The 21,246-nt window shown below is 71.8% G+C and carries 22 protein-coding genes; 12 read left to right on the top strand and 10 right to left on the bottom strand.

The annotated features are described in order from the left end of the window. Nucleotides 1-44 precede the first annotated feature (44 nt). Nucleotides 45-437 (bottom strand): SCO5389 family protein, encoded by a 393-nt coding sequence (locus AB0H83_RS35765; protein WP_360102940.1) that lies wholly within the window; start codon nucleotides 435-437, stop codon nucleotides 45-47. 175 nt (nucleotides 438-612) lie between these two features. On the opposite strand from AB0H83_RS35765, the gene AB0H83_RS35760 reads away from it, so the two are divergent. The 3 genes from AB0H83_RS35760 (at nucleotide 613) to AB0H83_RS35750 (ending at nucleotide 4,257) form a co-directional block, all read left to right on the top strand. Next, the gene (locus AB0H83_RS35760; protein ID WP_360102938.1) at nucleotides 613-1,335 is read left to right on the top strand and encodes an ATP-binding protein; all 723 of its coding nucleotides are present in this window, start codon (nucleotides 613-615) and stop codon (nucleotides 1,333-1,335) included. 206 nt (nucleotides 1,336-1,541) lie between these two features. Further along, entirely contained in the window at nucleotides 1,542-3,365 is a 1,824-nt protein-coding gene (locus AB0H83_RS35755; protein ID WP_360102936.1) for a family 16 glycoside hydrolase, read from the top strand. A gap of 145 nt (nucleotides 3,366-3,510) precedes the next feature. Beyond that, nucleotides 3,511-4,257, top strand: coding sequence for a VOC family protein (locus tag AB0H83_RS35750; protein WP_360102934.1), 747 nt, complete (start codon nucleotides 3,511-3,513; stop codon nucleotides 4,255-4,257). Nucleotides 4,258-4,372: 115 nt separating this feature from the next. On the opposite strand, the gene AB0H83_RS35745 is transcribed toward AB0H83_RS35750, so the two are convergent. After that, nucleotides 4,373-5,185 carry a hypothetical protein gene (locus AB0H83_RS35745; protein ID WP_360102932.1) on the bottom strand — a complete coding sequence of 271 codons (813 nt, stop codon included), beginning with the start codon at nucleotides 5,183-5,185 and terminating at the stop codon, nucleotides 4,373-4,375. A gap of 520 nt (nucleotides 5,186-5,705) precedes the next feature. Here AB0H83_RS35745 and AB0H83_RS35740 point away from each other — a divergent pair. From AB0H83_RS35740 to AB0H83_RS35730, 3 genes are all read left to right on the top strand, one after another. Then, complete coding sequence (locus tag AB0H83_RS35740; RefSeq protein ID WP_360102930.1) at nucleotides 5,706-6,182, top strand: MarR family winged helix-turn-helix transcriptional regulator; 477 nt, start codon at nucleotides 5,706-5,708, stop codon at nucleotides 6,180-6,182. A 438-nt stretch (nucleotides 6,183-6,620) separates the two neighbouring features. Beyond that, nucleotides 6,621-7,049, top strand: a complete 429-nt coding sequence (locus AB0H83_RS35735) for a hypothetical protein (protein ID WP_360102928.1) — start codon at nucleotides 6,621-6,623, stop codon at nucleotides 7,047-7,049. Next, a complete protein-coding gene (locus AB0H83_RS35730; protein WP_360102926.1) occupies nucleotides 7,046-10,276 on the top strand; it encodes an NACHT domain-containing protein in 3,231 nt (1,076 codons plus the stop codon). Before AB0H83_RS35735 ends, AB0H83_RS35730 begins: the two co-directional genes overlap by 4 nt. A gap of 568 nt (nucleotides 10,277-10,844) precedes the next feature. Here AB0H83_RS35730 and AB0H83_RS35725 read toward each other — a convergent pair. The 5 genes from AB0H83_RS35725 to AB0H83_RS35705 all read right to left on the bottom strand — a co-directional run bounded on the left by AB0H83_RS35725 (nucleotide 10,845) and on the right by AB0H83_RS35705 (nucleotide 14,163). Beyond that, nucleotides 10,845-11,426 carry a dihydrofolate reductase family protein gene (locus AB0H83_RS35725; RefSeq protein WP_360102924.1) on the bottom strand — a complete coding sequence of 194 codons (582 nt, stop codon included), beginning with the start codon at nucleotides 11,424-11,426 and terminating at the stop codon, nucleotides 10,845-10,847. A 66-nt stretch (nucleotides 11,427-11,492) separates the two neighbouring features. Beyond that, the gene (locus tag AB0H83_RS35720; protein WP_360102922.1) at nucleotides 11,493-12,332 is read right to left on the bottom strand and encodes a helix-turn-helix domain-containing protein; all 840 of its coding nucleotides are present in this window, start codon (nucleotides 12,330-12,332) and stop codon (nucleotides 11,493-11,495) included. Nucleotides 12,333-12,531: 199 nt separating this feature from the next. Continuing rightward, nucleotides 12,532-12,978: a MerR family transcriptional regulator gene (locus tag AB0H83_RS35715; RefSeq protein ID WP_360102920.1), complete on the bottom strand. Its 447-nt coding sequence runs from the start codon at nucleotides 12,976-12,978 to the stop codon at nucleotides 12,532-12,534. Further along, entirely contained in the window at nucleotides 12,978-13,109 is a 132-nt protein-coding gene (locus AB0H83_RS35710; RefSeq protein WP_360102918.1) for a hypothetical protein, read from the bottom strand. Before AB0H83_RS35710 ends, AB0H83_RS35715 begins: the two co-directional genes overlap by 1 nt. Before the next feature lie 67 nt (nucleotides 13,110-13,176). Next, nucleotides 13,177-14,163 carry a PaaX family transcriptional regulator C-terminal domain-containing protein gene (locus tag AB0H83_RS35705; RefSeq protein WP_360102916.1) on the bottom strand — a complete coding sequence of 329 codons (987 nt, stop codon included), beginning with the start codon at nucleotides 14,161-14,163 and terminating at the stop codon, nucleotides 13,177-13,179. 220 nt (nucleotides 14,164-14,383) lie between these two features. Between AB0H83_RS35705 and AB0H83_RS35700 the strand changes: the two genes are divergently transcribed. Beyond that, nucleotides 14,384-15,727 carry a PHB depolymerase family esterase gene (locus AB0H83_RS35700; protein ID WP_360102915.1) on the top strand — a complete coding sequence of 448 codons (1,344 nt, stop codon included), beginning with the start codon at nucleotides 14,384-14,386 and terminating at the stop codon, nucleotides 15,725-15,727. A gap of 39 nt (nucleotides 15,728-15,766) precedes the next feature. Next, on the top strand, nucleotides 15,767-17,017 hold the full coding sequence (locus tag AB0H83_RS35695) for a cellulose-binding domain-containing protein (protein WP_360102913.1): 1,251 nt from the start codon (nucleotides 15,767-15,769) through the stop codon (nucleotides 17,015-17,017). Nucleotides 17,018-17,084: 67 nt separating this feature from the next. Here AB0H83_RS35695 and AB0H83_RS35690 read toward each other — a convergent pair whose 3' ends face one another. Then, nucleotides 17,085-17,705 carry a DUF308 domain-containing protein gene (locus AB0H83_RS35690; protein ID WP_360102911.1) on the bottom strand — a complete coding sequence of 207 codons (621 nt, stop codon included), beginning with the start codon at nucleotides 17,703-17,705 and terminating at the stop codon, nucleotides 17,085-17,087. Between the two features lie 188 nt (nucleotides 17,706-17,893). Between AB0H83_RS35690 and AB0H83_RS35685 the strand changes: the two genes are divergently transcribed. From AB0H83_RS35685 to AB0H83_RS35670, 4 genes are all read left to right on the top strand, one after another. Further along, nucleotides 17,894-18,280 carry an SHOCT domain-containing protein gene (locus tag AB0H83_RS35685; protein WP_360102909.1) on the top strand — a complete coding sequence of 129 codons (387 nt, stop codon included), beginning with the start codon at nucleotides 17,894-17,896 and terminating at the stop codon, nucleotides 18,278-18,280. A 20-nt stretch (nucleotides 18,281-18,300) separates the two neighbouring features. Continuing rightward, nucleotides 18,301-18,807, top strand: coding sequence for a DUF1269 domain-containing protein (locus tag AB0H83_RS35680; protein WP_360102907.1), 507 nt, complete (start codon nucleotides 18,301-18,303; stop codon nucleotides 18,805-18,807). Between the two features lie 134 nt (nucleotides 18,808-18,941). Then, a complete protein-coding gene (locus tag AB0H83_RS35675) occupies nucleotides 18,942-19,181 on the top strand; it encodes a hypothetical protein (RefSeq protein WP_360102905.1) in 240 nt (79 codons plus the stop codon). An 8-nt stretch (nucleotides 19,182-19,189) separates the two neighbouring features. Further along, the gene (locus tag AB0H83_RS35670; RefSeq protein WP_360102903.1) at nucleotides 19,190-19,648 is read left to right on the top strand and encodes a hypothetical protein; all 459 of its coding nucleotides are present in this window, start codon (nucleotides 19,190-19,192) and stop codon (nucleotides 19,646-19,648) included. Between the two features lie 24 nt (nucleotides 19,649-19,672). Here the strand turns inward: AB0H83_RS35670 and AB0H83_RS35665 are convergent, their stop codons facing one another. Both AB0H83_RS35665 and AB0H83_RS35660 read right to left on the bottom strand, forming a co-directional pair. Next, nucleotides 19,673-20,284 (bottom strand): helix-turn-helix domain-containing protein, encoded by a 612-nt coding sequence (locus AB0H83_RS35665; protein ID WP_360102901.1) that lies wholly within the window; start codon nucleotides 20,282-20,284, stop codon nucleotides 19,673-19,675. A gap of 45 nt (nucleotides 20,285-20,329) precedes the next feature. Beyond that, the gene (locus tag AB0H83_RS35660; protein WP_360102899.1) at nucleotides 20,330-21,190 is read right to left on the bottom strand and encodes an SDR family NAD(P)-dependent oxidoreductase; all 861 of its coding nucleotides are present in this window, start codon (nucleotides 21,188-21,190) and stop codon (nucleotides 20,330-20,332) included. Between the last annotated feature and the right edge of the window lie 56 nt (nucleotides 21,191-21,246).

The following is a 21,246-nucleotide window of genomic DNA, read 5'->3' as shown; positions in this document are numbered from 1 at the left end:
GTGGGCGGGTCCGCCGGCGGACCCGCCCACGTCGCGCCGCGCCGTCAGCAGTTGCGCAGCTCCGGCGACTGGTTGAGCAACTGGCCGCGGGGCGAGACGAACGCCCGGTGGCGCTCGCCGCCGACGGCCGACGGGGTGAACGCGGCGACGCGGTGGCAGTTCTGGAACGCGAGCCGCACCGCGAAGTGCCGCTCCAGGCCGCCGCGGATCGCGTCGCTGGCCAGGGCCCGCAGCAGCTGCCCGCGCTCGGCCTCGCCCGGCGGCGGGACCTCGTGGTCGGCGAAGTCGCCGCCGGAGGCGTGCAGGTCGGCGGCGACGCCGCTGATCACGCTCCAGGCGTACGGCAGCGAGTCGCGCACGCAGGCGACGAACTCGGCGTCGTCGACGGGGCCGGCCTCGGCCCGCTCCAGCAGGGCGGTGGGGACGTCGAGGGACATGGGATCTCCTTCGGTCGGTGCGCGGCGGCGCTCGCCGCGCACGGCAGGCGAAAGCGGTCTTCGCTCGCTTAGTGGTATCGGTTTTCATTTCCACCGTCAACGCACCGCGCGGTGCACGATCGGGGTCGAATGTTCAGCGGATGCAGGTTCAGCTGACCGGCCTTACCGTTCACCCATGGTGACGATGGATTCGGTGCACGACCTGGAGCGCGAGATCTCCTGGCTCACCGTCGCCGGTCACCTCACCGCGGACCGCAGGGACTATCTGCGGACCTGCCTGGGCAAGGCCCTGGCCGCCTGCCCGCGCGCGGTCATCGTCGACCTGCGCGACTTCGACGACGTCAGCGGCACCGCGGCGGCGCTGTTCGGCGCCGCCCAGCTCACCGCGCGGCGCGACTACGGTGTCGCCCTGCTGTGGGTGATGCCGTCGCGGGGCGCGCTGCGCGCGAGGCTCGACGCTCCGTACTGGCGGCGCGCGCTGCGCCTGCACGACGACCCCGACCAGGCCCTCGCGGCCGTGGACGCCGGCCCGCCACCACCGGAGCAGTTCCGGGTCGCGCTGCGGCCCGACGCGCTCGCGGCCAGCCGGGCCCGCGACCTGGTGCAGGAGGCCTGCGCCACCTGGGGCGTGCCGCAGCTGGCCGCGACGGCGGGCCGGATCGTGGTCGAGCTGGTCCTCAACGCCGTCATCCACGCCGGCACCGAGTGCACTGTCACGGTCAGCCGGCGGGGCGCGTACCTGTGGATCTCCGTGCGGGACGGCGCGACGGCACCCCCTCGGCTGCTGCCCGCCCGGCCGACCGGCCTGCACCTGCTCGACCGGCGGGCCGCGGCCTGGGGCTGGCTCGGCGGCCCGGCGGGCAAGACGGTCTGGGCCGCCGTGCCGCTGCCGGCCTGAAAGTTTCAGCGCCGCCGGGGCCGGCGGAAAATCCTGCAACCATCCTGCGAACGGCTATGCCTTGCGCGAGGAAAACGCTTTCCTTAGTGTCCGATTCGTCGGCACGAAGGTCCGCCCTCCGTTCCTCGCCCGGAACGCCGCCGAGGACCTCACCGTGCGCACCCGTGCGACATCCCCTACGTGCGCACTGTCACCCCGGAGGATTCATGCGTCTACACATCGGTTCCCGGCTGCGGTCGCGCCGGTGGCCGGCCGCCGCGGCCGCCGCCGTGACCGCGGCCGGCGTGGTACTGGCCACGCAGGTCGCGTTCGCCGACACCGCGTTCACCGCGACGTTCGAGGACGGCTCCACCAGCGGCTGGTCGAAGTCGGGTGGCACCTGGAGCGTCGTCACCGACGGCAGCAAGGTCCTGCAGCAGTCCAACGCCGGCAGCGAGAACGCCCGCCAGTTCGCCGGTGACAGCGGCTGGACCAACTACACCGTCCAGGCCTCCGTGAAGCCGCTGACGCTGGGCTCCGGCGGCTTCGCCGGCCTGCTCGCCCGCTCCACCGGCTCGACCACCTTCTACCGGCTCGCGCTGCTGCCCGGCAACGCGGTGCAGCTGCAGGCGGTCAACGGCGGCTCGGTCACCGTCCTGGGCAGCGCGTCGCGCAGCGTCGCCACCGGCACCTGGTACACGCTGGCCATCACGGTCAACGGCAGCACGATCAGCGGCACGGTGGACGGCGCCACGGTCGCCACCGTGACCAACGCGGCGATCGCCAAGGGCCGCATCGGCCTGCAGACCGCCTACGCCAGCGCGAACTTCGACAACGTCACGGTCACCACCGGCGGCACCACCCCGACCCCGTCGCAGCCGACCGGGCCCGCTTCCCCGTCGCCGTCGCGCACGCCCAGCACGTCGCCTTCGTCCAGCCAGCCGCCGACCAGCCAGCCGCCGTCCTCCGCCCTGTACGTGGCGCCGAACGGCACCGCCGGCGCGGCCGGCACCCAGGCCAGCCCGACGACGCTCGCCTCGGCGATCACCCGGGTCACCGCCGGCGGCACGATCTTCGTGCGCGGCGGCACGTACAACCAGTCCTCGACGATCACGATCGCCCCCGGCAACAACGGCACGTCGGGCGCGGCCAAGCACATCACCGCGTACCCGGGCGAGACGCCGGTGTTCAACTTCTCCGCGCAGAGCGAGGACCCGGCCAACCGGGGCCTGGCCGTCAACGGCAACTACTGGCACATCACCGGCATCATCGTGGAGCGCGCCGGCGACAACGGCATCTTCGTCGGCGGCAGCAACAACACCGTGGAGCGGGTCATCACCCGGTTCAACCGCGACAGCGGCCTGCAGATCTCCCGCATCGCCTCCGACACGCCCAAGGCGCAGTGGCCGGCGAACAACCTCGTCATCAGCTCCGAGTCGCACGACAACGCCGACTCCGACGGTGAGGACGCCGACGGCTTCGCCGCCAAGCTCACCGTCGGCACCGGCAACGTGTTCCGGTACACCGTGTCGCACAACAACATCGACGACGGCTGGGACCTGTACACGAAGACCGACACCGGCGCGATCGGCCCGGTCACCATCCAGGACTCGCTGGCCTACAACAACGGCACGCTCAGCAACGGCACGGTCAACAGCAACGGCGACCGCAACGGCTACAAGCTCGGCGGCGAGGACATCGGCGTCAACCACGTGGTGCAGCGCAGCATCGCCTACCGCAACGGCAAGCACGGGTTCACGTACAACAGCAACCCGGGCTCGATGACGATCTCCAACAACCTGTCGGTCGACAACGCCGAGCGCAACTTCTCGTTCGACGCCGGCTCGCACACGTACCGGAACAACACGTCGTGCCGCTTCAGCAGCGGCGGCTCCAACGACAAGACCATCGGCAACGCCGACAGCTCCAACCAGTTCTGGACCGGCACCAACGGCTCCCGCTGCACCACCTACAGCGGCGCCCTGGCCTGGTCCTTCGCCGCCGACGGCCACCTGGTCGTGACCCTCGGCGGGCGCACCGTCAGCCTCTAGTCACACCCCGCCGAGGCCGGGTCAGGGGCACGCACGCCCCTGGCCCGGCCGCCGGTCACCGCAGCAGCGGTACACCCGGACCGCAGCAGCGGCCGCCGCCAGCACCGCCAGCGGCAGCGGCCCGGGGGTGCATAGGATCGCCGGTATGGCGCTGCGACCGGCTCACCTGATCATCAAGGCGCTCGACGCCTCGGCGGTCGGCCGGTTCTGGGCGGAGGCGCTCGGCTGGCACGCGTGCCGCGGCGCCGCCGGCGTGACCACCTACGTCGGGCCCGCCGGCGGCCTGGTCTGGCCGGACCCGGTCGTCGTCGGCCTCGACATCGTGCCCGTCCCGGAGCCCAAGTCACCGCTGAAGAACCGCACCCACCTCGATCTGGCCACCACCTCCGCGGCCCATCAGGCGCAGCTCGTCGCGCGCCTGCGCGACCTCGGCGCGACGCCCGCCGACGTGGGCCAGGGCGACGTGCCGTGGACGGTCCTGGCCGACCCGGAGGGCAACGAGTTCTGCGTGCTGGAGCCCCGCGACCGCTACCGCGACACCGGGCCGGTCGCCGCCGTCGTCGTCGACTGCGCCGACCCGTGGGCCATGGCCCGGTTCTGGGGCGAGGCGATGGACTGGACCCTGCACGAGGTCACCACCGACCTCGCGGCGCTGCGCCGCGCCCAGGGCACCGGCCCGTTCCTGGAGTTCATCCGTACGCCCGGTGCCAGGACCGTGCCGGACCGTGTCCATCTCGACCTGCTGCCGGACCCGGGCGACGACCGGGCCGCCGTGGTCGCCCGGCTGCGCGCCCTCGGCGCCACCGACCTGGACGTCGGGCAGGGCGACGTGGCGTGGACCTGCCTGACCGACCCCGACGGCCACGAGTTCTGCGTCCTCGCCCACCCCTGAAGCGGCGCGTCGCAGCCCGCCGGCCCGGCCAGGCGGCGTCACACCGGCGCCGTGCGCGCACTGCGACCCGCCGGGAGGGCATGCCTCCCGGCGGGTCCGTGCACGCTGCGCCAGGTCAGCACCAGCCGGTCGAGACCGGGGCGCTCTGGAAGGAACCGGAGACCGCGACCACCGTCGTGCGGCAGTCCGATCCCCAGGTCTCGGTCGTGGCGGTCACCTCGGCCGTGCCGGCCTGCGCCGGCACCGTGAGCTGCCGGTCGACGTAGTAGGCGCGGTACGTCTGCCCCCAGCGCGGGTCGGTGTACGGCTCCCAGTACTGCCGGGTGATGGTGATCCGGAAGGACGTCTCCTCCACGGAGTTGTCCTTGAAGCCGATCACCGTGGTGCCGTCCTGCGCCCTGGAGATGGTGCGCACGTTGCTCGGCGCCGCGAGGGTGGCCGTGTACGTCCTGCAGCCCAGCAGCGGGTTGCCCGGGTTGGGCGCGCCGGCCGGCACCACGCTGATCGCCCACGCGCACACCTGGTGGGTGCCGAGCCCCGCCGGGACCGTGGCGTCGTAGCCGCGGTACGCCCCGTAGGCCGGGTACACGTCGGCGACGTCCGGCCGGTACGTGTCGGCGGCCAGGGTCCGCTTCCAGGCACCGTCGATGTAGATGTCCACGACGAGCGGCGCCGCGCCGCTGTCCCGGTCGATGCCCCACCCGGTGACCCGCACGGCGCCGCCGACGTACGTGACCGTGTCGAGCGTGCCGTGCACCGGCGTGTCCCGCGGCGCCGGCGGCGGGTCCTCGCCACCGTCACCGCACGCCGGCGGTGGCACCGGCTGGTCGCACATCGGCGCGGCACCGGCCGGGCCGGCGGGGATGACGACCGCACTGAGCAGACCGGCCAGCGCGACCGCGCCGAGCCGGAGAAGGTGTCGTTTCACGTTTTCCACTCCTTCACATCAGGTCACCATTCGGCGATGACGGAAAGGAATCTAGGAATTGCTACGGCTGCTTGTGCAATACACCGCCGACCGTGGCACGAAGTCGGGAGACCAGCCGAAACACGAGGCCAGAAGCCCGGATCCCGGGACATCGCCCGGGACAGAATTCGGGACTCCTGTCCCTGTCCACCCGGGTCGACCGGCTGTTCCACTACCTCAGACACGGCTTGCATATATTGACGTTTGTAAATCTTTGGCGCCAATTCTAGACCTGGCTCCCGACGGCGGGTGGCGCGCGACACACGGCAAGTTGTTGAAGCTTCAAGAGCAGCGGCCGATGCTCGTTGGTGAAACCTGCTCGCGCGGCGGTGGAGCCCCGGCGCGTTCGACCAGGCGCACGAGCTGACCCCGCAGCAGGTGACCGCCCTGCTGCTGCGGGTCCGGCCGACGGCCTGAGGCTCGACGCGGACCGCCGGCATCACAGGACCGCCGGCACCGTGCCGGGAGAGAGGATGGAGCGGTGACCGACGACCGATCCGCCGCCGAGCCGCGGTGGCTGACCAGCACCGAGCTCGACACGTGGATGAACCTCGTGCAGGTGCTCATGCTGCTGCCCACCGCGCTGGACCGGCAGCTGCGCGAGGAGGCGGGCATCCCGCACGCCTACTACCAGATCCTGGCCACGCTCAGCGACGAGCCCGGCCGCGCCATGCGCATGACCCACCTCGCGCGGCTCGTCGGCAGCACCACCACCCGGCTGTCGCATGCGGTCACCAGCCTCGAGGAGCGCGGCTGGGTGCAGCGGCGGGCCTGCCCCGCTGACAAGCGGGGGCAGATCGCCGCGCTCACCGACGCCGGTATGGACGTGCTACGTACCGCCGCGCCCGGCCACGTCGCCAAGGTCCGCCGGCGCATCTTCGAGCACCTCACCCACGACGACGTCACCCTGCTGCGCGACATCACCGCCAAGATCGTCCCCGCGCTCAACGACCGCTGAGCCGGCGCCGCTGCCATACGCTTCGGCAGATGGACTCCTCCGCATCGGACGAGCTCGCCGCGCGGCGGGCCCGCACGCTGGACGCCGCGCGCCCCGACGCGGTCACCGCCCGCGCCACCGTCCGGGGCGTACCGATCCAGAGGTACTGTCCCCCGCAATCCCTTGGCGGGCAAGGGGTGCGGTGGCAGGTGCGGAATTTCCTCAGTTGCCCGCTACCGCTTTACGGGGTGTCCGGACCTTTCGATGATGTCGCCAGGCACATCGGGGGAGGCAGCCGTGACAGACCGCGGCTGCTGCACATCCCGCAGCGACGCGTCGGGCCGGCTGCTGAGCAGCTCCAGGGCGATCTTCCGGCCGCGTATACGCAGGAGACCGTTCCGGGGCGGAGCCCGGCACTCCATCGGGTGACGAGTGGCGCGACCATGTCATTCTGGGTGCATGGCCAATCGACGGAATGTGATCATCGCGTCGGGGTTGGTTTGCGCGAGCTTCTTCGGTGTCGCATGGTTCCTTACCGGCCAAGGACTGGACAACGCGGAAAAATGGGTCTCGATCGTCGGCATGTTCGTGTCGGTCTGCCTTGGCATCGGCGGGGTGGCGCTGGGCTGGCTCACGTGGCGCCAGCCGCAGGGCACCACGCCGCCCTCGCGGGTATCGGCGTCAGGCGCCGGGGCGACGGCGATCGCCGGTGACAGCGAAGGTGACATCGACACGGAAGTCTCAGGCGTCCGCACCCCACAAGGCGCCCCTGCGCCCGCACCCGCACAGATCTCCGCGAGCGGCGACGGATCGACGGCCATCGGCGGTGACAACCGGGGCAACATCAGGAGCAGGGTCAGCGGGACCGACCAGAGCGCGCGCCCTTGACCTCCACCGGTGACGACGGAGCGGGCGAGGGCGTCCCATCGCCGCAGCAGGCGCGCACGAGCGTTGCCCAGGGCCACGGCTCGGTCGCTGTCAGCGGTGACAACACCGGCTCCATCAGCACCAACATCGTTCAGAACGTCCGGCAGTTCCTGGTATTCGGCCGCCGGACGCGCACGAGCGTCGACCAGGCCGCCGAGCACCTCGCGGTGCTCGTGGAACGGCAGTGGTCGAAGGAGGCCCTCCGCCTGAAACTGGGCGCAGACGACCGGCTGGAGATCCGATGGGGTCCCGCGCCGGCCCGGGTGTGCGCCAGCGCCACGGAGTCAAGGAAGTGGATGGCGAAGCACGCGCCCTCCACCGTCAAGCGTCGTGGCGAACAGTGGGCCACGTCGGATGCTGCTCTCGCCGGCGTCGACCTCGACCTCGTCGACGCCTGGATGAACAGCACGCCCTCCCGCCGGCTGATCGTCCTCGGTGATGCGGGGTCCGGCAAGTCGCACCTGGCGCTTCGGGCCCTCATCGCACTGATCACGCGGAGGGCCGATTTTGACGCCGTCGTCCCGGTGCTCATCCCCGTGGCGTCCTGGGATTCCGGCAGCGTCGCCGCATGGCTGGAGAACTGGCTCGTCCGCAACTACCGGTTCCTCGGCGACCCCGCACCCGGGCGCGACGGTGACTCGTACGCGGCAGCGCTCCTGCGCCTCAACAAGATCGCGATCATCCTGGACGGCTTCGACGAACTGCCGGCGAGCAGCAGGCAGGACTTCGTTAGGCAACTCGGTCTTGAGCTTCCGGGCCATCCACAATGGGCGATCCTGCTGACGAGCCGCCCGGCGGAGTACTCCGCGGTCGCGTTCTCGACCGACTCACCCGGCCTCGGCGGCGCGATGGGCGTGAGGTTGCTGCCGCAGCGCGGCAACGAGGTCATCGACTATCTGGCCGGTCGGTCCCTGCGCGCCGGCCGGTGGAAGGACGTGGCGGATTCCATCCGGCAGGGGCACATCATCGCGGCGGTGCTGGAGACCCCCTTGATGGTCATGCTCGCCGATGCGGTGTACAACTCCGACCCGGACCGTTCGCCTCCACCGGAAGAGCTCCGCGCGTTCGCGGATCCCAAGGAGGTCGAGCAGCACCTGCTGGACAGCTACGTGCCGGCCCAGTTCGGCGACGAACGCCGGTGGAAGCTCGCGGACGTCAAGCGGTGGCTCAACTTCCTCGCGTCGACCCTGAACTCGCGAGCGAACCCGACCGACCTCACCTGGTGGAATCTCCGGCCGGCGGCAAACGGCGACCGGCGTCACACACGCTGGATCCAGCTCACGGTGTTCGTCGCGATCGTGGTGTGGACCGCGCTGTCGGCCACCACGTTCACCGGCTGGGTGTATCAGAACCTGCAGCACGGTCTCTTCACCGGCGCCCGCATCGCCACCGCCGCTGCGATCGGCTACCTCACCACGCTGCTGCTGACCAAGAACCTCCAGGCCAGCCTCCTCGCCGCCCTCGGCGCATACATCGCCGGCACGGTCACGGCGAGCTACGATCTCGCCGTCTGCGCCGCGATAGCGGGCGGGTTCGCCTGGCGCCCGCTATCGGTACGGCGGTCCCCCTGGTGGCACTACCTCGTGTTCGGCAGCGTCGTGGGCACGGCCGGCGCGCTCGTCCAGTCCACCGATCCCCCGTTCGACTCCACACCCGACAAGGCGACGGACCCACCCTGGACGCAGGGATTCGGGTCCGGATTCATCGACGGTTGGGTGAACCGAGGGGACGAGGTCGTCAACGGCTGGCTGCTGTCGGCGATCATGTCAGGTGTACTGCTGTGGGCAGCGATCCGCTCGGCGCCCCAGAGCGAGCAGTACGGACCGGTACGTGCCCACCGCTGGGGACCACTCGGCCATGCTGTCGGCTTCGGCCTGCTGGTCGGCGCCGTCGACAGCTGGGCGAACGCGGCCGGACCGGGCGTCACCGACGGTTGGCTGACCGGTCCCGCAGACGGATTCGCCATCGGCGTCGTCGTCTGGTCCTTGGCCGGCCTGCTCTCGCGGGGTGCTCATACGGCCTCGCCCCAGGTGCCACGGCAACGAGCACGCCGATCCGGGCCGGCCGCTCGCCGTCAGGAAGTCCGCCATGCCTGGCGCGCGGCACTGATCGCCGGATTGGTGGCGCTCGGCCTGAACGGGATGGGCTACAGCGCACGAACCGACATGACCCAGCCATGGGGCCAGTCGGCCGCAGCGGCGTTCGGGGTTGCGCTCGTGGTCTGGTTCGTCCTGCATCCCGACCGGCTCGCACCACACCGCCGGCGCCGCGGGGGCAGGTTCGGCATCTGGGTCGCTGCCTGCACGATCGCCGGTGCCACCGGGTATCTCGATGCCGTTTCGGCGGGAGGGGCCCGCGGCATCATCACCGGGCTCAGCATCGGACTGACGTTCCTGTACGCCAGGTACACGCTGTCCCTGCGGGTCACCACGCCGGCCACGGCCGCGCGCAGCGTGTTCCGAAGCCCTCTGGACGCCGGCATGCTCGTGGTGATGCTGGTGGGGATCGTCGCGGGATTTGCCTACGGCCTCATGTTCGGCATGGCGTTCGGGCTGGCGGTGCAGGTGTCACGCGACGTTTCCCAGCGGCACTTCCCGTCGCGTGGGCCCAATGTCTCATGGCTCGGCGTGGTGGGAGGTCTGATCCTGGGTGCCGTTGCCGCAGTGGCAGCGGGTTTCAGCGGCATCGCCCCGGGCTGGCTGGTGCCATTCGGTCTGGCCACCGGCGCCGCCGCAGCCGTCGCGTTCGGCACCCACGGCAGAGTCCTGCCCGAGAACGTGGTCATGACCCCACTGGATCTGCTCCGGGCCGATCGGCGAACGTTCCTGACCGCACTCCTGATCGTCGCGGTGGCACCGGGGCTGGCGGCCAGCATGTACATCTCGGCCCGAGGGGGCACCACGCAGGCCTGCGCCGTCGCGGCCGTGCAGATCACTTTCACCTACGGGCTGACCGCCGGCCTGCTGGTCGCGTCGGCGCAGTCACGATATGGGGCGTACACGCTGTGGCGGCTGATCTACTGGGTCCGGGACCGCCTGCCGCTGCGTCTGATGACGTTTCTGGTTGCCGCACACGACCGCGGAATTCTCCGGCAGAACGGGGTGACCTACCAGTTCAGGCACCAGTTCCTCCAGGACCGGCTGGAAAAGGTCCAGGACGACGGGCCGGCCGAGACCACTGAGCGGTAGGCGCCGCACCGGTCTGCACCACGTCGGCCAGGCCCGCGCCCAAGAACAGCAGCAGGAACAGCGGTAACAACGCCAGCTGAGCGAGCAGCAACAGCGGCGTCGCGGCGAGCAGCCGCCGGCTGCTGCCGCCCGCGAGCCCGCTGAAGCCGCGACGACCAGCGGCACCACCACGAAGTTCACCACCAGCGTCGCTGCCAGGAACCGCCCATCCCGCCACGACCGGACCAGCTCCCGAGCGGGGACCTGCAGAAACGTCACATACAACAAGGCGCCGAGCACCGGGTTGATCAGCCACTCCAGCCCTGGTCCCGTGCGCCGCACCAACCAGCCCACCGCGGCCCCAGCAACGATCGCACCGAGATACACCGCGACCTGATGACGCTCCATCAACGCGGCCACGCTCCGCGGGTCCTGCGCCACCTACGCTCCCTGCCCCGCGCCGACAGCACGCAATACGCTCGAACGGACCCGGCCGGTTGACCACGAACCGAGCCGGCGCCTTCCGGCACGGCCACGACGAACCCATCAGTTCCGCGAGCAGAGCCTGCGTTTCCGCTGAACAGATCGGTCAACGGCGCACCCGATAGCGCAGGTGAAGCACCCGGTTGCCCTGAATCACCACGTCAGGATCCTCCAACAGGTGCTGCGCGTGGACCGACCCAAAATAGCGCTTGCCGGACCCGAACACGACGGGTACGACGTCCATACGCACCTCGTCGATCAGGCCCGCGGCAAGCACCTGGCCACCGACGTCGCCAGCGGCGACCTCGACCAGGCGGTCACCCGCAAGCTCCTGCGCCTTGGCCACGGCTGCCTCGACGCCGTCGACGAAGTGGAACGGCGCCTCGGGGTCCCAGTCCTCGGGCGCCGGCCGGTGCGTCACGACGACCACGTGGTCGATCCCGCCCGGAGGCTTCCCGTCCCAGCCGTCCGTCAGGTCGAAGACGTGGCGGCCGACGATCGTGACGCCGATCTGGTCCCAGTACGGCCGGGTGTAGTCGTAGGACGTCTGTGACACCTTCAGCTCGCCGCTCTCGTCCAACGGGACGTCACCGCTGGACAACCAGTCGAACAGCGGTCCGGGCTGGTCATTCTCGTCCGCGACGAAGCCGTCCACCGACACCGAGCTGTACATGACCACCTTGCCCACGGAGCTCTCCTCTGCCTTGGGATGCCCCCAAATTAGCGTGTTGTGAGCTGTCGCTCTTGTAAGAAATCAATCGGCCGGCAGCGGCCAGCCGTCTAGCACGTGGCCGGGATGTTCGCGCAGGAACCGCCGCCGGACTTCGGCGTACCGGGTCGGCGTGAGCCCGGTGAACGCCCGGAACTCGTGGCCGAAGTGGGCCTGGTCGAAGTAGCCTGCGCCACCGGCGAGGTCGCCCCAGTCGATCGGTCCGGCGGGGTCGATCGCGAACACGGTGGCGGCGAAGCGGTAGGTGCGGGCCAGCCGCTTCGGCGTGACGCCGATGAGCTCCTTGAACCGCTGTGCCAGATGAGTGCTGCTGACACCGGCTGCCCCGCTCAGGTCGCCGATCGCCACCGCCCCGCTGGTCGCCGCGATGACGCTGCTCGTATGGCGGACCAGCCCCAGGCCGGCGGTCTGGCACAGCCGTCGCATCAGCTCCTCCTCGAGCACCGTCAGCATCTCGTGCGGTCCGTCCGCCGTGGCCAGCCGGTCTCGCAGCTCAGCAACGGCGGGCCGGCCCCAAACCTGCTCCACCGGCACCGGCCGGTCACACAGCTCGGCCGCGGGCATCGGCAGGAACGGCGCCAGCCCCCACGGCTTGACGTGCACGCCGACGGACCGGGTCCGGAGTGGGTAGCCGAACTCCAACGCGCGGGTGGGCGTGGTGACCACGCAGCCGTCGGCGTACTCGGCCGTCTCGATGTCCGTGCCGGCGCGGATGCGGAACGGCGCCCCGAGGTTGACGATGAGCAACGCCGCCGGCATCGGCGGCAGCGTCAGCCGGGCGTACGGCGGCGCACCCTCCAGGTAGTAGAGGTCGTCGATCAGCCCGTCCAGCGGCGGTCGCGGCACTCTGGACACGTACTCCACGCCCACAGCATCGCCGACGCCCCGCCGGCATCGCGCGCCGGGATGGTCCAGCCGCGCTGCCGCCAGCATCGAGCCGGTGCCGATCCCGGACGAGCGCCCGGGCCTGCCACACCAGCCACGCGCCGCCGATCTCGGCGACGGCGGCGAGCACTCCACCCTGCACCCATGATTCGCAACGCTCCGCTCCGCTCCGGCCCGCTCATCCGAGCTCTCCGGAGGTGTCGGGGCGGCCGATGGTAAGGAACGGGATCGGGCAGTCGGCGCAGGTGCAGTTGGTGAGGCTGTCGCAGCGGGCGTCGACGACCTCGGACAGCGTGCCGCGGATCGCGGTGAGGTCGGCGATCCTGGCGTCGATCTCAGCGATCTTCTGTATCGCCCGTTGCCGCAGGTCGGCGGTCGGGTGCCGGCGCCGGCCGGCGTCGAGGAGCTCAGCCACCTCGTCGAGGGTGAACCCGAGCCGCTGCGCCGCCTTGATGACGTTGAGGAGGGCGACGGTGTCCGGCGGGTACAGCCGGTGCCCGCCGAGCGAGCGCGACGGCTCGCTGAGCAGCCCGCGCCGCTCGTAGTAGCGCAGCGTCTGGATGTTCACCCCCGCCCGCTCGGCGACCTCGCCGGTGCGCAGCCCCGCCCGGTCCGGGGCGCCCATCACGCGGCCGTCCGGGTCGCCGGGGTGTGCCGCACCCTCGCGTGCGCCGCGGTGACCAGGTCGAACTCGGCCGGCCGCACCGGCTGGTCGGCCGTGGGCAGGGTGCTCGCGTCGGGCACCTCGAACGCCATGACAGGCTCCTTGGACGGGTGATGCGGCGCCCCGCCGGCGCCGCCTGCCACAACGGTAAACCTGTACCTACGTACCGGATGCAAGTGCGGGCCGGGCGCCGTCGCGGACGCCGGCGAGCAGGTTCGCGACGGTGTGCGACCGCACGCTCGGCGGCGGCCCGTCGGTGTGCCGCCCGGCCACAGCCCGTACGTGCTCCTCGGCGGTCCCGGCCAGCCCGTCGTACACGGTGGTGAACACCTCGAGGGCCGCCGCGCGCGGCCAGCCGGCCGGCAGCAGGGCGACCGGCAGCCGCGGGTCCAGGACGGCGAAGCGGCGGTAGGTGTCCATGACCTCGGTGCGGGCGCGCACCGCCGCCGCACCACCTACCCGCCGGGCCCGCACGTCCGGCAGCAGCGGCCGCCACCGCTGCAGGAACGACTCGTAGTGCGCCGCGATGGCCGCGATGTCCCAGGCCCGCAGCGGCTCGCGGCCCGTCATCGCGCCGAGCTCGACGTGCCTGGCCCGGAACACGGTGACCGCGCCCGGTGCCACCTCGGCGAGCTGCGCCGTGGAGGCCGGCGTGAGCGGGTGCGGCGAGATCCACAGCCCGTCGTACAGCGGCGCGTACCCCAGCCACCGCAGCTGCCCGCGCAGTGACCGGCGCCGGGTCCGCTCCTGCTGCGGCAGGGAGAACGCGATCAGCGTCCACCACCCGTCCCAGGGCTCGGCCGCCGCCGCCGACTGCACGACCCAGCGCCCGCCGTCCGACAGGTGGGCAGCGGCCGCCGGCGCCAGCTGGTACGAGCTGTGCCGGCCCTGCCGGCTGCCGAGCAGGACGCCACGGCGGGCGAGCCGGCTGATCGCGGTGCGGGCGCCGGCCTCGCTGACCCCGGTCTCGACCAGCAGCGCCACGATGGCCGCGGACGGCAGCCAGGCCCCGGTGCGCATGGTGTAGTCCGCGAGCAGGGTCACCGCCAGGCCCTGCGGGGCGGGGCCGGACTGCCGCCGGGGCAGCCGGACCGCCGCGACGTCCTCGTCCGGGAAGATCTCCTCGATGTCGAACGGGCTGGACACACGACCTCCGACGGTAGGAGCGGTAGGAGCGGCGGGAGCGGCGGGACCGGTCGACTGTAACGCCCGCACACCGAGCGAACGGCATCGATTGACACTTTCGGGGACCAGAGGCACACTAAGTGCCGCGCATGGTTCGGGAGCCGCGCTGTCCTCGTCGATCCGACGGATCGATCTCGCAAACGGGCCGCGACACGGGTCGCGGTATCGGAGGAAATGGCGCATGCACATCACCTGGAAAGTCCTGATCGCCCCCGCCGCGGCGATCCTCGCCGCCGGCCTGAGCCTGGTGGCCCTGCGGCCCGCCTACGCGGCCGCGCTCACCGAGGTCACCAACTTCGGCACGAACCCCGGCGGCATGCGGATGCACGTCTACGTGCCGGACACCCGCCCGGCCAGCCCGGCGATCGTCGTGGCCATGCACGGCTGCGGCGGATCCGGGCCCGGCTTCTACTCCGGCAGCGAGTTCGCCACCCTCGCCGACCGGTACGGCTACATCGTGATCTACCCGACCGCCACGCAGCAGGCCGGCTTCGGCAACTGCTTCGACACCTGGTCCGACGCGGCCAAACGGCGCGGCGGCGGCAGCGACCCGGTCTCGATCGTGTCGATGGTGACCTACGTCCAGCGGCAGTACGGCGGCGACCCGAACCGGGTCTACGCCACCGGCAGCTCATCAGGCGGCATGATGACCAACCACATGCTCGCCCTCTACCCGGACGTGTTCAAGGCCGGCGCGGCGTTCATGGGCGTGCCGTTCAACTGCTTCGCCGGCGCCGCGGACTACCCGCCCGGCAGCAGCCGGTGCACCGGTAACGGCGGCCTGGACCGCACCCCGCAGCAGTGGGGCGACGCCGTGCGCCAGGCATATCCCGGGTACACCGGACCCCGCCCCCGCATGCAGCTGTGGCACGGCACCAGCGACACGCTCGTACCATACCGGCTGCTGCAGGAGGAGATCGAGCAGTGGACCGACGTGTTCGGGCTGAGCCAGACCCCGACGTCGACGGACACGCCGCAGTCCGGGTGGAACCGCCGCCGCTACGCCGACCCGTCCGGCACCGTGCAGGTCGAGGCCTACAGCATCCAGGGCGCCGGGCACAGCCTGCCGTCCGGCGGCATGGCCGCCTACGCCGTCGCGTTCTTCGGCCTCACCACACCCGGCGGCCCCAGCAGCCCGCCCAGCTCCGCGAGCCCGTCCGTGCCGCCGGTGTCCAGCCCGCCGGTGTCCAGCCCGCCGCCCGGCGGCACCGCCTGCCGGGTCACTGACGAGGTCAACGCCTGGAACACCGGGCTGACCGAGAACATCACCATCACCAACACCGCCACCACCGCGGTCAACGGATGGGCGCTGGCCTTCACCCTGCCGGCCGGGCAGACCGTCACCTCGAGCTGGAACGCCACGATCAGCCCGAGCAGCGGCCAGGTGACCGCCCGCAATGTCAGCTACAACGCGGTGCTCGTCCCCGGCGCGTCCACGACCGTCGGCTTCCAGGCCAACCACACCGGCAACACCGCCCGGCCGGCCGCGTTCACCCTCAACGGCGCCGCCTGCACGCTCGCCTGACCCGACCGTCCGCTCCGACATCCTTGGAGGAGGACCCTGATGGAGCTCTCCCGTCGCCGGCTGCGCACGGCCGCCGCCGGCACCCTCGCACTCGCCCTGGCCGCCGCCGGTGGTGCCCTGTTCACGACCGTCGCCAACGCCGCCGCCGGCTGCCGCGTCACCTACGCGGTGTCCAGCTCGTGGCCCGGCGGCTTCGGCGCCGACGTCACCGTCACCAACCTCGGCGACCCCGTCAACGGCTGGACCCTGACCTGGACGTTCGGTGCCGGCCAGACGGTCAGCCAGCTGTGGAACGGCACCGTCACGCAGTCCGGCGACCGGGTGAGCGTCGCCAACGCCGCCTACAACGCCTCGATCCCCACCGGCTCGTCCGCGTCGTTCGGCTTCAACGGTACGTGGAACGGCACGAACCCCGCGCCGGCGAGCTTCGCGCTCAACGGCACCGCGTGCACCGGCGCGGTCGGCTCGCCGTCGGCGTCGGCGTCGGCGTCAGCGTCGGCGTCGGCGTCGGCGTCGCCCAGCACCAGTACCAGTCCCCGGCCGGGCACCGGCGGCTCGGGCCCGTACCCGGCCAACTACGAGACCTCCGGCGGGCTGCCCAACCACACCATCTACCGCCCGGAGACCCTGCCGGCGGAGCAGCTGCCGATCTTCGTCTGGGGCGAGGGCGGCTGCTCCGCCAACGGCACCGCCTCCCTGCCGTTCCTGCGCGAGATCGCCTCGCACGGCTTCCTGGTCCTGGCCAGCGGGGCCCCGAACGGCTCCGGCACCACGACCGCCGCCATGCTGACCCAGTCGATGGACTGGGCCGTCGCCGAGAACAGCCGGCAGGGCAGCAAGTACTACGGCCGGCTGAACACCGGCAAGATCGCCGTGGCCGGCTGGTCGTGCGGCGGCCTGGAGGCGTACGAGGTCTCCAACGACCCACGCGTCACCACCACCGGCATCTTCAGCAGCGGCCTGCTCAACGACGCCAACGACTACCAGCTGCGGCGCCTCACCAAGCCGATCGCGTACTTCGTCGGCGGCCCCGGCGACATCGCCTACGGCAACGCCATGGACGACTGGGGCAAGCTCCCCGCCGGCCTGCCCGCCTTCATGGGCAACCTGAACGTCGGTCACGGCGGCACCTACACCCAGACCAACGGCGGTGAGTTCGGCCGGGTCGCGGTGCTGTACCTCAAGTGGCGCCTCAAGGGCGACACGGCCGCCGGCACCACGTTCGTCGGGCCCAACTGCGGCCTCTGCGGCACCCAGTGGACCGTCCAGCAGAAGAACCTCACCCTCTGACCTGACTCACACCCCGTGCTGAACGGGCCGCCCACCGGCAAGTGCGGCGGGCGGCCCGTCCAGTGCCTCAACGCTCGCGGCTGCCGGTCACCGCGGGCTGGCGCCGCAGCTGCCAGCCGAAGCTGAGCTCGCCGGTGCCGAGGATCAGTGCGGTGATGCCGGTCAGCAGGACCAGTGACCGCGCGGAGAGGTCTGGCCAGGCGAGGAACAGCACGCCGACGACGATCGAGGCCACGCCGATCCCGAGCAGCCACAGGCGTGCGCTGCCGTGGGAGAACAGCCCGAGCAGCACCGCGGCGAAGCCGCTGAGCAGCCACGCCAGGCCCAGGATCACCGCGACCGCGGTGACCCCGCTCGCTGTGCTGCTGACGCAGGCGATGCCGCCGACGATGAGGACGATGCCGAGCGCGCCGGACAGCAGCTGGTCGGTCAGCCCGCGCGCCTCGTGGTTGCGCCGCAGCGCGTGGACGATGCGCAGCGCCCCGGTGGCGATCAGCCAGATTCCGGCGAGGACGCCGAGCAGGCGCAGCGTCGCGGCCGGCCAGATGAGCACCGAGATGCCGAACAGCACGGTGACCGCCCCGAGGGCGAGCAGGTGCCGGTGTGACACGGCGACGCCCGTCCCCGCGCGGGCGGGGCTGCCGGCTGCGCGGCGCGGGTCGTGGCGGTGGCCGAAAATCGCGGTCATGGCTCCCCCAGGTGTGTCCGGTCCTGGCTTTGACCGTTCACCCGGCCCGGCCGGACGCCTTCATCCCGGGCGGGTGAGGTGGCGGTGACGGCCGCGGCCATCATCGTCACCCGGCATGGGCGAGGCGGTCCGGCGGCGGCATGGCCAGCGTTGCAGGTGGCACTGGCGCGGCCCGGAGGAGGGCACGGATGTCGTCATATCCCATGATCGACGTGTTCCTGACGATGCTGTGGTACTTCGTCTGGTTCCTCTGGATCTTCCTGGTCGTCACCGTCATCGTCGACGTGTTCCGCAGCCACGATCTCAGCGGGCCGGCGAAGGCGGGCTGGACGGTCCTCGTCGTCGTGCTGCCGTTCGCCGGGGTGCTCATCTACCTGATCGCCCGGGGCGACCGGATGTTCGTGCGCAAGGGCGGGGAGCTACAGGACCGGGAGGCGCAGTTCCGCGCCTACGTCAAGGAGGCGGCCGGCAGCCGCGGGGTCACCGAGGACCTGGCGAGACTCGCCGAGCTCCGCCAGCAGGGCGTGATCAACGAGTCCGAATTCGAACGAGCCAAGACCAAGATCCTCAGCTGATCGACAGGGAGGGAAGCATCATGAGCGAGATGATCGCCATCGAGTACGCCGACGTCGCGACCGCCAAGACCGCCCGGGAGAAGATCCTCGACCTGCAGCGGCAGGGCCTCATCAGCGTCCGTGACGCCGCCGTCGTCGACGTCGACGCCAACGGCAAGGTCCGCATGCACCAGGCGACGTCGGCCACCGGCGCCGGCGCGGCCAGCGGCGCCTTGTGGGGCGGCCTCATCGGCCTGCTGTTCCTCGCCCCGTTCCTCGGCATGGCGATCGGCGCCGGCACCGGCGCACTCGCCGGGAAGTCGATCGACGTGGGCGTGGACGACAAGTTCATGAAGGACCTCGGCTCGACGCTGCAGCCGGGCATGGCGGTGCTGTTCCTCCTCGTCGACCAGGTCACCATCGACAAGGTCGTGAGCGAGATGGCACCAATGCAGCTCGGCGGCAAGCTGCTGCGCAGCTCGCTGAGCCGCGACGCCGAGCAGCGCCTCAACGAGGCCGTCAACGCGGCCCGCCTCGCGCACGTCTGACCCGCGCAGGTCTGACCGCGCACGGCTGAGCCGCACCGCTCCGACCGGCCCGCGACCTCGGCATACCCGCCGGGTCGCGGGCCGGCGCACGACCGGCCGGGCCCGCAGCACCGGCCATCAGCGAAGATCTGATCATGAGGTACACCCACACGTGCCCGAAGTGCCGTGCGTCCAGCATCGCCCGCGTCCCCGGCGGCTCCAACGCATACGGGGCCGGCAACTACATCCCTGTCGGGCTGACGACGTTCAGCGCCGTGCCGATCGCCCGGTACCTCTGCCTGAACTGCGGCTACGTCGAGAACTGGGTCGACAATCCGGCGGACCTGGTCAAGCTGCGGCAGAAGTACGGCCAGCCGCCAGCCCCCCAGGCCTGACGCCCCTCGTGGGTGACCCGTCCTATGTCGGTACCGTCGGCGACATCGCCGGCCTCGCGGATGCGGCACACGGGGCCGGTGTGCCCCTGGTCGTCGACGCGGCCTGGTCCGCCCACTTCGGCTTCCATCCCGCGCTGCCCCGCCACCCGCTCCAGCTCGGCGCCGACGTCATGGTCACCAGCGCGCACAAGACGCTCCCCGCGTGGAGCCAGGCGGCGCTGGTGCTGGCCCGCACCGGCCGCATCGACCCGGCCCGCCTGGACGCCGGAGTCGAGGCGACCGTCACCACCAGCCCGGCCGGCGCGATCCTCGCCAGCACCGACGCCGCCCGCGCGCTGCTGCGGCGCGACGGCGAGGCCCTGCTCGGCGACGCGATCGCCGCCCTCGACCAGGCCCGGCACGCGGGCGTCAGGATCGCGTACGCCGCCGACCCGTCACTGCGTACCCTGCGGGTCGTCAGCGGCTGAGCCACCGTACGGCGTTCCCCCCGCTCAGCCGGGGCGGTGGGTGAGCGAGGCGAGGACGAGCTCGCGCGCCATGCGGACCGTCGCGTCGAAGGCGTCCGGGTCCCGGCCGATGCGTTCGGCGCCGGCCCGCATGACGCCGGACAGCAGCTCCACCGCCAGGGGCACGTCGCCGACGTCGCGGAACTCCCCGCCGGCGACGCCGTCGCGCACGACCTGCTCCACCTCGACGACGATCTCGTGGAACGGGCTGCCCGGCCCCTTCGGCGCGCCGTCGGGCGGCAGCGCGGCGCCGGGCCGGAACATCAGCTGCAGGACCCGGTCGGTGAACGCCTCCAGCACCGCCTCGACGATCTGCCGCATCCGCTGCGCGGCGGGGTCCCCGGTACGGGCGGCGATCGCGGCGACCCGCTCGACCGTCGGCCGGCCCACCCGCTCGGTGAGCGCCAGCACCAGCGTGCTCTTGTCGCGGGCGTAGTTGTACAGCGTGTTGCGGGCGAGCCCGGTCCTGGCCGCGAGGTGCCCCATGGTGATCGCGTCGTAGTCGCGCTCCAGCAGCAGCTGCCGCATCGCCTCGGCCAGGCCGGCCCACACCATCTCGTGGTGCTCCTCGATGCTGGCTCCCAGGATCCGCGGCATCCGGCCATCCTCCCGTACCGTGGCCGCCCGTCGCCGGTGAGGCGGCTATGCGGTGGCGCCCTTCGGCAGGTGGCGGCGCAGGTTCGCGGCGCTGACCCGGTCCAGGGTGCGGTCGGACAGGATCCGGGCCAGGCAGGTGAGCACGGCGGCGTCCCGGCCGATGGTGTACCGGGTGCGCGGGCGGCGGACCGTCACGGCCTTCGCGACGACCCGGGCGGCGGCGTCGGCGGTCACGCCGGCCGCGGTGCCGGTCGCCATCAGCGTGTTGACCGCCTGCACCAGGCCGCCGTAGCGCTCCTGGTGCTCCGGCGTCATCTGCGCGGCGAGGGTGTTCGCCGTCGCGATCCCGCGGGCGGCCATCTGGGTGCGCACGCCGCCGGGCTCGACGACGACCACCCGCACGCCCAGCGGCGCCATCTCCCGCCGCAGCGCGTCGCTGACCGCCTCCAGGGCGAACTTCGCACCGGCGTAGGCGCCGTAGGTGGGCATGGCGATCCTGCCGCCGATCGAGCTGATGTTGACGACCCGGCCGCCGCTGCGCAGCAGCGCGGGCAGCAGGGCCTGGGTGACCGCGACGTGACCGAACAGGTTGACGTCGAACACCCGCCGCCACTGCGCCAGCGGCAGGGCCTCGACCGGGGCGTTGACCTGGATACCGGCGTTGTTGACGAGCGCGCGCAGCGGTCGCGGGTCGGCGGCGACCCGCTCGGCCAGGGCCTGCACCTGCGCCGGCTCGGTGATGTCGAGGATGACCGGCTCGACGCCGGCGGACCGCACGGCGTCGGCGTCGCGGTCGCGGCGCACCCCGGCCAGGACGTGGAACCCCCGGCGGGCCAGCTCTCGGGCGGCCGACGCGCCCAGGCCCGTCGAGGCTCCGGTCACGACGATCAGCTGCTGGGTCACCACACCACGCTTCTTTATACGACAACCTGTCGTAAAGATTACGACAGGTTGTCGTTAAA

Origin of the sequence: Dactylosporangium sp. NPDC050688 (assembly GCF_040654515.1) — a bacterium.
GTDB lineage: Bacteria > Actinomycetota > Actinomycetes > Mycobacteriales > Micromonosporaceae > Dactylosporangium.
Note: the sequence above shows the minus strand (reverse complement) of the source record. Positions and strands in the feature narration are given on the sequence as shown.

Bases quoted from the DNA above. Each gene is read 5' to 3' on its own strand.
- AB0H83_RS35765 (WP_360102940.1), bottom strand. From the start codon at position 437: ATGTCCCTCGACGTCCCCACCGCCCTGCTGGAGCGGGCCGAGGCCGGC.
- AB0H83_RS35760 (WP_360102938.1), top strand. From the start codon at position 613: ATGGTGACGATGGATTCGGTGCACGACCTGGAGCGCGAGATCTCCTGG.
- AB0H83_RS35755 (WP_360102936.1), top strand. From the start codon at position 1,542: ATGCGTCTACACATCGGTTCCCGGCTGCGGTCGCGCCGGTGGCCGGCC.
- AB0H83_RS35750 (WP_360102934.1), top strand. From the start codon at position 3,511: ATGGCGCTGCGACCGGCTCACCTGATCATCAAGGCGCTCGACGCCTCG.
- AB0H83_RS35735 (WP_360102928.1), top strand. From the start codon at position 6,621: ATGGCCAATCGACGGAATGTGATCATCGCGTCGGGGTTGGTTTGCGCG.
- AB0H83_RS35715 (WP_360102920.1), bottom strand. From the start codon at position 12,978: ATGGGCGCCCCGGACCGGGCGGGGCTGCGCACCGGCGAGGTCGCCGAG.
- AB0H83_RS35710 (WP_360102918.1), bottom strand. From the start codon at position 13,109: ATGGCGTTCGAGGTGCCCGACGCGAGCACCCTGCCCACGGCCGACCAG.
- AB0H83_RS35700 (WP_360102915.1), top strand. From the start codon at position 14,384: ATGCACATCACCTGGAAAGTCCTGATCGCCCCCGCCGCGGCGATCCTC.
- AB0H83_RS35695 (WP_360102913.1), top strand. From the start codon at position 15,767: ATGGAGCTCTCCCGTCGCCGGCTGCGCACGGCCGCCGCCGGCACCCTC.
- AB0H83_RS35690 (WP_360102911.1), bottom strand. From the start codon at position 17,705: ATGACCGCGATTTTCGGCCACCGCCACGACCCGCGCCGCGCAGCCGGC.
- AB0H83_RS35685 (WP_360102909.1), top strand. From the start codon at position 17,894: ATGTCGTCATATCCCATGATCGACGTGTTCCTGACGATGCTGTGGTAC.
- AB0H83_RS35680 (WP_360102907.1), top strand. From the start codon at position 18,301: ATGAGCGAGATGATCGCCATCGAGTACGCCGACGTCGCGACCGCCAAG.
- AB0H83_RS35675 (WP_360102905.1), top strand. From the start codon at position 18,942: ATGAGGTACACCCACACGTGCCCGAAGTGCCGTGCGTCCAGCATCGCC.
- AB0H83_RS35665 (WP_360102901.1), bottom strand. From the start codon at position 20,284: ATGCCGCGGATCCTGGGAGCCAGCATCGAGGAGCACCACGAGATGGTG.